6 protein-coding genes are annotated in these 9,372 nt (G+C 42.1%); 3 read left to right on the top strand and 3 right to left on the bottom strand.

All coding sequences use genetic code 11. The features are described 5' to 3' along the window. A partial coding sequence (locus LU351_RS11040; RefSeq protein ID WP_232593637.1) for a transposase occupies positions 1-257 on the bottom strand: 257 nt, incomplete at its 3' end. A gap of 340 nt (positions 258-597) precedes the next feature. Here LU351_RS11040 and LU351_RS11035 point away from each other — a divergent pair. Next, a complete protein-coding gene (locus tag LU351_RS11035) occupies positions 598-1,020 on the top strand; it encodes a hypothetical protein (RefSeq protein WP_232594127.1) in 423 nt (140 codons plus the stop codon). 395 nt (positions 1,021-1,415) lie between these two features. Here LU351_RS11035 and LU351_RS11030 read toward each other — a convergent pair whose 3' ends face one another. Further along, complete coding sequence (locus LU351_RS11030) at positions 1,416-2,207, bottom strand: hypothetical protein (protein ID WP_232594126.1); 792 nt, start codon at positions 2,205-2,207, stop codon at positions 1,416-1,418. 596 nt (positions 2,208-2,803) lie between these two features. On the opposite strand from LU351_RS11030, the gene LU351_RS11025 reads away from it, so the two are divergent. Then, positions 2,804-3,445 carry a DUF2306 domain-containing protein gene (locus tag LU351_RS11025; protein ID WP_232594125.1) on the top strand — a complete coding sequence of 214 codons (642 nt, stop codon included), beginning with the start codon at positions 2,804-2,806 and terminating at the stop codon, positions 3,443-3,445. A gap of 390 nt (positions 3,446-3,835) precedes the next feature. Next, positions 3,836-5,860 carry a GMC family oxidoreductase gene (locus LU351_RS11020; protein ID WP_232594124.1) on the top strand — a complete coding sequence of 675 codons (2,025 nt, stop codon included), beginning with the start codon at positions 3,836-3,838 and terminating at the stop codon, positions 5,858-5,860. A 143-nt stretch (positions 5,861-6,003) separates the two neighbouring features. On the opposite strand, the gene LU351_RS11015 is transcribed toward LU351_RS11020, so the two are convergent. Continuing rightward, the gene (locus LU351_RS11015; protein ID WP_232594123.1) at positions 6,004-8,769 is read right to left on the bottom strand and encodes a peroxidase family protein; all 2,766 of its coding nucleotides are present in this window, start codon (positions 8,767-8,769) and stop codon (positions 6,004-6,006) included. Positions 8,770-9,372: the final 603 nt, after the last annotated feature.

Raw genomic sequence — 9,372 nt, 5'->3', positions numbered from 1 at the left:
GAATAGCGGTCCCGTATTTGGTACTCTATCTGATCATCGGATACATTGTATAAGTGCTGAAGTACGAGTACTTTGAACATCAGAAGCTCGTCATAGGCTTTACGACCCGCATTGCTTTTTCGGTTTGACTTTCGTATTTCCTTTAAGGTCGGACGAAAGGCTTCCCAAAATATCAGTTTGTTGAGATGAACTAATGGATCTTTTTCATCTAACTTGCGATACCTGTCATCTAAATCAAAAAAGCCGGGCTGAGACATAGAAGGAAACTCTTGAAATTTTTGAACAGTGAGATTATATCAAAGTTGGGCTATTTTTAGAGGTGCCCTGAAACTAATCGGTATTAACAACATTTTTGCTGATACACGATATTAAAAATCTGGTAAATTAGTAGCTGAGAACCCTATCTGTTTTAAATGTCGCCATTTTGATAAGTTAACTGATTGACTATTTTATTTTTTGATTGTCTTGAAAGATGGCGCCTGAGCTTTGGTGTTGTGGAATTTTTTGGCGTAAAGTTGTACAAGTTATAAGGGTGGTAGTGGGGCTTGGTTTTATGCAATTTTATTAATTAAAAAATTAATCAAAAGGAGTTGATTTATGAAAGCTATCAAAATTGTTGGTTTGTTTGTCTTGTGCATAATGCACAACTTTGTTCTTGCTCTTAATTTGAGTGATATTCGTGTGGGTGGTATTTATTATCATAACGAGTGGAATAATAATAACAGAGTGAAAGCGCTTTCCATTCACGGAACTCGAGTGGAGATACAATATTTGGAGGGGCCTCATAGTGGTGAAATTGATAGAGTTTACCCTGGGGATCTTTTAACTAAGTCAGACAGTGACAAGGAGGCAGCAGAGGACTTTGGTGAAGGTGTAGCCATTACTGCAATTGGTATTGCAGCTTTAGTTTGTGTTTTTAATCCGGATGCTTGCAAAACCAATGAGACAAAAAGCACTTATCGTTCTTCGGCAACAACAAGTAAAGGTAAATATATTACCTGCTTAAATAATGGATACTAACTCTGATGTCTATTTTAGTTATCGTTGGGGAAGTTACGGAAATTGGAAAAGAGTCACCCTTCAACCCAATGATAATGAATGGTTTTCTATTCACTCTGACACTGATTTCAACCTTAGGTTCGACGATAATATCAAAGAAGGCTACCAAGAAGCTTTGTATACTTTAGATAAAAAATATTCTTATAGTGCAAGTTGTCATACAGCAAAGAAATATACATTTAGATGGAGCAATGGAGAACTAAAGCTATATAAATAGTCTTTTTTATAGGGTCAGAATTGCTTTAGGTTTGTCGGAGGTTAACCTTGTTGAGAGAGTTAGCCTTCGACAAGCTTGGATTTGGAGTGGCGGAATACCTTGATAAAAAAGAAATAAAAAATTACCCAGCTTTTAAAATTTATTCAGCCAGCGTAATGCCTCTAAACTGTATTGGCCCTCCTTTCGTTTTAACTTCCAAAGCGGCTATTTTATTTGATTCTATATTGGATGCCTTAAAGTGCAGTGAGGCTTTGACAGGAATTCCGCTTATTAGATTGACACTGACATATTGTTTACTTTCAGATGCGCCAAGTTGTGACTTCACTGACAGCACCTCATCACCTGATGCAAGAAAAAGTCTTGAACTAGAGGCACCGTAGTTGCCATATATTCCTAGGCTTCTATCTTGGCCCACATTGGTCACGATAAAGTAGCACCGAATGGCGCTGCCGGAACCTTTACACTGCTTTAACTCAAACACAAATTCGTCTAGCTCTGCGATATATTGGTTTTTTTCTTTTTGAGAGGTGGGTTTATCTGTTGCAGTAGGAGTGCCAATTAAGAGTGACATGAAATTATTGAGTTTTTCTAATTTGTCCGAAGGCTTCATGTCTTTTGCATCGTTTAAAGCGGTGCAAAAGGTGTATATTAACTTTCCTTGAATAACGATTCTGTCTGCATTGGGGTAGCTTTGGTAAAGGTTATTGATCTCTTCTTGAGTTTTGTTCTTGTAATTAATTTCACCTTTTGCCACTTTAAATAAGGCTTTTGCACTCCCTTCAATGCTGTGCTCGGCTTTCTTTCCTACGTGTTGTCTCGGGTCAAGAGGCTCACAATTCAATGCTTGGCTTAATGATGAAAAAGGAGCAAACATTATAACGACAACGATCAAGCGCAATAGAAAAAACACCAAAGGCAGAATATTAAACATACTAAGAATCCTTTTAGTCAATGTTATTACGGATGTTTGGTTTATATTATGATCAGTTTAACTTAAATACAATTCAATACGGGTAAAGAATAACGACTTTCATCGATGTTGACGCTTATTTGCTCTTTAATGATCCTATAAAGAGGAAGTCATGCAAGAGCTCTTGCACATGAAGGCGCGATAATTGTTAAATGTTATTTTGCACGTCAAAACCTTAATAAAACCTTCACATTTAAAACCTCAAGTGAATATTATAGTGAGTCAGCTTATTGGGGTATAGGAATCTCTGATTAATTACATTAATAAAGTGGATAGAGACTGAATTGCCCTGGGCTTGCTGGAAGATAACTTTTTAGAGGGCTGGTCTGTTGACAAAAGCAATGGGGTTTTCCCCAATTATCATATCGAGCGAAGTAATAGAACAGCAAAGGCGAGCATCATATGATACTCCACGACATATAATAGAAAATAAAAATATTGGTTTCTTGAGCTTGAGGCTGGTGAAGTGAAAAAACCTCTATTTTTAACCAACACACTCATGCTATACAGAATCAGTTTCGTTAGGTGTTTCACTTGCTCGCACAATTAGGTGGATTATGGAATTCTCCCCTTTAATGATTATCCATAGTTTGGCTGGGCTAATAGGGCTTTTTTCAGGAGTGGCAGCCTTAATTTTTATTAAAGGTTCCTATAAGCATCGTTATGCAGGGAAAGTGTTTGGTATTTCTATGCCGTTGATGTGTGTGAGTGCGGTGTACATAGCCTATAGGGAAAACATTTTGGATTCTTTATTTGTTGGTCTTCTTACTTTGTATTTGGTTGCGACAGCTTGGATAACAGTGGTTCGCAAAACTCAAATAACAGGATGGTTTGAATTCGTTGCATTTATTTATGTGATAGTTGTTGGAGGGGCTGCTTTATTCATCGAGTTGCATGACGAGGGTAAGGATGTTCCATCTTTGTATGGAATGGTTGTTGCGTCTCTCATTTTTGCTATTGGTGATTTGCGAGTCCTAATACTAGGTGGGCTTTCTGGTGCACAACGCCTTGCTAGGCATCTTTGGCGCATGTGTTTTGCATTCTTATTTTCTGCTCTTTCTTTTGGGTTTCAGCTTCAAAAGAATATTCCTTCTTTAGATGAAAATATTGTACTTTTGGGGATAGCGGTTTTAGTGTGCTGTATCACTCTTTATTGGATAATCCGTATATTTAAAAATAGTTACAGTAGCAACTATTGAGGCGGTATGCCTAAATCAGGTAACGGAGAAGTCTTAACTCCCATAATGGTGTTTTTTCAATAGCAGTTCGCGCCATCGAAAAAAGGAAATCCTTTTTTAACGATTACTTTTATTTATCTTCAAAGACTAAACTGAGCGAACTTGTCTTGGTGTCGGTGCTTTTTTGAATGATGCTCCCCACAAACTTTGCCGCCAATAAAAGCGTTTTTTGGCGGCAAAGTTTTGATTTCTTTATAAATATATTATCTACCTCTACCAAATGCTTGAGCTATTGCTCAGAACCTTGTTTTATATGCTCCGTCAATACGAGTCCCTCGTATTTCAACACATATTTAAGAACATAAGATGTCTCCAGCAAAAACTAAATTCAACAACAATAAGGTTTTTATAATGGGTGATCAAAAATCAAAAGAGAATAATCCGATCGAAAATAATAATGCTGCCTCTAACACAAAAGCGTCAGAAAGCGCTCAGACAAAAAAAGGCGGAATGGATCGCCGAACGTTTTCAAAGCGGGCGATACAATTAGGTGGGTTAGCCGCAGCCTCTTCAAGTGTTGCCGCGTCTTCTTTTTCAACAATGCAATCGAATACTTTTTACGATGAATACGAATACGTTATTGTGGGGTCTGGGGCCGGTGGTGGGCCGTTGGCGGCCAATTTAGCCAAGGCGGGTTACTCTGTCTTAGTGCTGGAAGCCGGAGATAATGACCCGAGTGATAATACCCATGATATTCCCGCTTGGCACCCGTTTGCCTCGGAAGATCGAAAATTAAGTTGGGATTTTTTTGTTAATCATTACAAAGACCCACAACGTCAACAGCAAGACAGCAAATATGTGCCGGGTAAGGGCATTTTGTATCCTCGTTCAAGCACGGTGGGGGGGTGTACCACACACCATGCTTTGATTACCGTTTACCCCCACAATAATGACTTTGATAAAATTGCCGAATTAACCGGCGATGACTCGTGGGATAGCGCCAACATGCGCCGTTACTTTGAACGGCTAGAGCGTTGTGAATACGTACCGCGTCCGTTGTCTGCTAATAACAACCCTTCACGTCATGGCTTTGATGGCTGGCTGCCCACCAATAAAGTGGATTTGGGTTTGTTACTGGAAGACCCGGCTATTTTAAAAATTGTGCTGGCGACGTTGTCTCGTTATGGTCTTGATGGTGCCTTAGATCGAATTTTATCAGGCAATTTAGCATTGGATATTAACCATTGGGATGTGGCCAGAGGCCGTGAAGGGCCGTTTTTGGTGCCGATGGCGGCCAATGGCAGAGGTCGCCGCGAAAGTGTTCGAGAATATTTATTTGATACACAAGATAAGTACCCAGATCGCTTACATATTCGTACTAATGCGCTAGCAACCCAAGTGCTTTTTGATGGCAATCGTGCGATTGGTGTCGAGTTTATCGAAGGGCAGGGGTTGTATCGTGCCGATCCGTTGCATAATAACAATGCGAATGCTGGTGAGCGCAAACAGGTGATTGCGCGTCGAGAAGTGATTTTGGCTGGTGGTGCGTTTAATAGCCCGCAATTATTGAAGCTATCCGGTATTGGGCCGGCGGATGAATTAAGACGCCACGGTATTACACCGAGATTAAACCGCCCTGGCGTCGGTGAAAACTTGCAGGACCGTTACGAAGTGGGTGTGGTCAGTGAGTTGGATGATGACTTGGCGTTGCTTGAGCGCTGTACCTGGGGGGAGGAGGGTGACCCTTGTTTGCGGCGCTATCGGAACCGTTGGTGGAGTCGTGGCCCTTATGCCACGAATGGTGCAACACTGTCTGTGGTGAAGCGCTCCTTTGAAGAACGTCTTGATCCTGATTTATTTATTTTTGGGTTGCCCAGTGAGTTTCGTGGTTATTATCCCGGTTATTCTGAGAGTTTAAAAACGGTGAAAAACCGTTTCTCTTGGTTGGTGTTAAAAGGGCACACTAACAACAGTGCGGGGCGTGTAACGCTTCGATCATCAGACCCACAAGACACTCCTGAAATTAATTTTAATTATTTTGATGAAGGGAATGATACCAATGGCGATGATCTACGCTCGGTTGTAGAAGGCGTGAAAGCGGCTCGGGATATTATGGATTCCTCTTGGACGCGAGATCAAATTACCCGTGAAGTTTATCCGGGTGATGACAAGCAATCAGACCAAGAGATTGAGGAGTATGTCAAAAATGAAGCCTGGGGGCACCATGCCTCTTGTACCAATAAAATGGGCAGCCCAGAAGATCCGATGGCTGTGGTAGACAGTAAATTCCGCGTGATTGGTACGGAAAATTTACGGGTGGTTGATGCTTCTGTGTTCCCGTACATTCCTGGTTTCTTTATTGTGGTGCCGATTTACATGATCAGCGAAAAAGCCAGTGATGAAATTATTGCGACGGCTCAGGGGACAACCGTCTAATTCGACCGGTTAATTTGTTTAAAAAAATACCCCGCTAGCATGACGCTACCGGGGTATTGGTTGGGTAAGCAGACATTGGGTAAGCAGAATTTCTGCCTTACCTATCGATTATTAACCATCGATTATCAACCATCGATCACCAACTAACGAGCATCTTCATAACGCTGATGCTTAAAGAAAATGCCTTCATCACTGAATGCGGAACTGATAAACGGAGACGTCAATACAAGCTCCCCAATTTTCACCGCATCCTCACGGCGTTCTTCGGCAAACCGGCGAGATTTTCTTGGAATCAAACTGGTTTTGATAGCCATTGACGTCCCATATACATCATACACTTTGGTTCCTTCTGGAAGGGTCAATAAGTCTTCGCGGAAATCGTGGGCAGCGGTTTCAAAGCGATGTTTCACTTCTTCACTCGGTACGAAATAAATTTGCGTTGGCGCAGTCATTTCAGTGGCTTCGGTGCCTTGTTGATTCACTTGTGCCAGGTTCTCTGTCATTAAGCGAGTAGGGCGCGTGGTTACCAATGAGAAAATAGTGGTGGTGCCTAACGTTTCATTGACTTCCGGTAAGACATACTGAGACAGCTCGTTGGCAAAGATATCGTAGTCGTCCCCTTGGCCAGAAAGTGTATATAAAGCAGAGACATTGGCAGAAGGTTGACCATCAATAAAGGTTTTCCATGCAAGCCCTGGAGCGAATCCTCGATCTGCAGGGTCACCGGTGACGGATAAACGAAGGAAGCCACAGTCACTGCCTTCAAAGATACCGGTGTATGGAGAATCTTCCGTTGCGTTAAAAGCAACTTTGGCCATGGCCGCGCGAGCATGAATGGGTTTTTCATATCCTGCGGGTGCCACGTCTTTTTTATCTTTCACTTTTTCGCGCAAGATGCGGTCAATCAACCCTAGCACGTCAATTTCTTTTAACGCCGGTAATGCATCGGCATCATATTGAGTGCGCATCGCACCGTTTACCCACAAGTGTTGCTGTTTGGTGCAGGCCGACCAGCTTTCATATTCCTCAGGCATGTTTAGCCCCCAAGGTTTGAACGCATTTTCCTGTCCAACTAGGCTGGCTGCCAATTGCGGGAAATGACGTTCGATCACATCGACCATGGTGGTTTCTTCTACCCAATCGATCCCTTCGGCGGTGTACACTTCAGGAGTGTAATCCTTAGTATAGAAACGGTCTGTCATTAAGCGACGTGAGGCATTTAAAATGAAAATCTGGAAAGCCGTTTCACCAAAAGCAAATCCTTCTGGTCGTACGGTTTCGGCAAGCTGACCAACCAACGCATCAATTTTTTCAACGTCGTTATCATAGATACGTTTTAAATTGGCGAGTGTGGTAGGGTCTTGCGTTAAATCTTCAAATTCACGGATTGGGGTTAAACCAATTTGGCGACGGAATTCATTGTAGCGAGGTACGCCCCGCTCGCGATCACGAATCACATCAATGGTGGCTAAGTCGATATCGCCAACAAGAGGTAACGACAGGTTTCGTAAAAATTCTGGATAGTTATTGAGTGTTAAGGAGCCAGGGTTGGTGATACCAAAAGAATACCAAAGACGATCAGCGCCTTCGTCATCCATAATATCTTCGGCATCGCCATCGCGTGTATCCTGAATGGGAATGGTGTTGGCAACAATATTAGAGCCAATATCATACACCTCAACGTTATCTCTCATGAGTGGATGCATACGATACACGGCCACAAATTCTTCAGTAAGAGTATAAGGCACACCGCTGTTTTGAGAATCTCTGGCGCCGACCAGTCCGCCTAAGCCAAACTCAACAAATCCGGGTGAGTCGAGTTTATCCGCCAAATCAGGATTATTTTCCAGTAAAAACTTAATTATCCACGAATCAGAATTTTGAATGGCGTTGATAAATTTTTCGAAGTCTTCCTGAATGTCATCACGACCATCTCGATCCCCTTTTAACCCCCACCAATTGGCATACAGTGAGCGTTCGGTGACTGGGTTGGCAATAATCGCAGGCGTCCATTCAACGGTGTGAATTTTTGCCATCAGTGCTGAATTAATCAGGCGTGCTTTGTCGTACAGCCATTGGTCGGACTTCTCTGGATACAGTGCCTGTAGCTTTTCTGCAATGGCATTATGTTCCAAAGTAAACAGTTGATGCATCATGCTCAACCCTAGCCACCAGTTGTCGGTAAAGCCGGTAATGGGCACACCACTGAAAAAGTCTGTTGGAAGTGTATTATCTTCGGTTACTGTTAAGCGCCCCCCTGAAAACTCTCGGACTTTTTCCGTGACTGAGGCATCACTACCGTACAATTGTGAACCATCCCACCAGTGGGTATTCACATTACGATAGGTTGCCGGTAAGTTTGCGTCTTCCTCGCTTCGTTGCGGATCGGGTGTAGTGCGTTCAATTTCCATCACGCCCGTTCCTAAAGGGTCACCAGCGGGTAAAGGCACTTCAATGGGGTTGTCTTGTTTATTGGGCCCGTGGCTGACCCAATCGTGAATCATAAATTGAATCCAGGCAGCGGCAATAAAGTTGACAGACGTGGCAGGTTTAAACTCACCACGAGACATTAATACATTACTCACTTCACGAGGGTTAGGAGACAACAGTGTATCGGCTTCGGTTTCTCCGCTTGCTGCGTCCAAGGCGACGTTGCGACCAAAGCGACGATAAACCGATCCTTCTGCCGGGTTATCGAGTTGATTGCAGGTTCCGTCTTCAAGGCGAGCAGTGTGACTGCGTTCATCACAGGTAATACTTGCATTTAAGGTTTCTAGGTTTTCAACATCAATAAGATTGTTTTCTAATAAATCTTCTCGCTCTCCGGCTAGAATCAAAACTCCGGTTAACACTCCGAGAGTGCCAAATTTCGTGAGCGCAGGCCAGGTGACCCAAATTGAATTGGCCATTTTAATATCCCCATTCTGTTTTTTTTAATCGTTAAACGTAGCTATCACAGCGAATACTGACATTTAGCGGATGAAGGTTTTACATCAAAAAGCCTATCCTTGGAGTACATCTTCTCATTGTTGCTTACTGTGCATTAAAAGCAGATAGCCCTATATATGAAGTTAGGGTAAGTGCCTTAAACCACAGGAAGTATGCAAAAAATTAAAATGTTTTTGTGATTGGTATATATTGAATATTAATTTCCTCCTTTCTTTTTTGCTGCTGTTGTTATGGCTGTTGTTGTGGTTTTTGCTTTATTGTTTTCTTTAAAACAATAAAGTTAAGGCTTTATAAAAATAGACTGCTGTTTAATGTGCGTAAAAATGAATGGCAAGTGGCACTCAAAATTCTTTTTGTACATGCTTTTAATGCTTTCGGTATCATGTTGCTTGATACGATATATTTATCGCACAAGGCATCCTTAGGTTTGTTTTAAGTGTAGGGAGGTGACTGATGTAGCTTGTGCGCCATAGTTTATGTAACGGTATTTCGTTTGTGGTTTGCCGCAAGTGTCACAGGTCTGCCTATTGTGATAAAGGTTTTTTCTATGTGCAATACATAGT

This window comes from Marinibactrum halimedae, assembly GCF_021234875.1.
Classification (GTDB): domain Bacteria; phylum Pseudomonadota; class Gammaproteobacteria; order Pseudomonadales; family Cellvibrionaceae; genus Marinibactrum; species Marinibactrum halimedae.
This window is presented reverse-complemented; position numbering and strand designations above follow the sequence as displayed.

Coding starts and splice junctions, on each gene's coding strand:
- LU351_RS11035 (WP_232594127.1), top strand. CDS start 598: ATGAAAGCTATCAAAATTGTTGGTTTGTTTGTCTTGTGCATAATGCAC.
- LU351_RS11030 (WP_232594126.1), bottom strand. CDS start 2,207: ATGTTTAATATTCTGCCTTTGGTGTTTTTTCTATTGCGCTTGATCGTT.
- LU351_RS11020 (WP_232594124.1), top strand. CDS start 3,836: ATGGGTGATCAAAAATCAAAAGAGAATAATCCGATCGAAAATAATAAT.
- LU351_RS11015 (WP_232594123.1), bottom strand. CDS start 8,769: ATGGCCAATTCAATTTGGGTCACCTGGCCTGCGCTCACGAAATTTGGC.
- LU351_RS11025 (WP_232594125.1), top strand. CDS start 2,804: ATGGAATTCTCCCCTTTAATGATTATCCATAGTTTGGCTGGGCTAATA.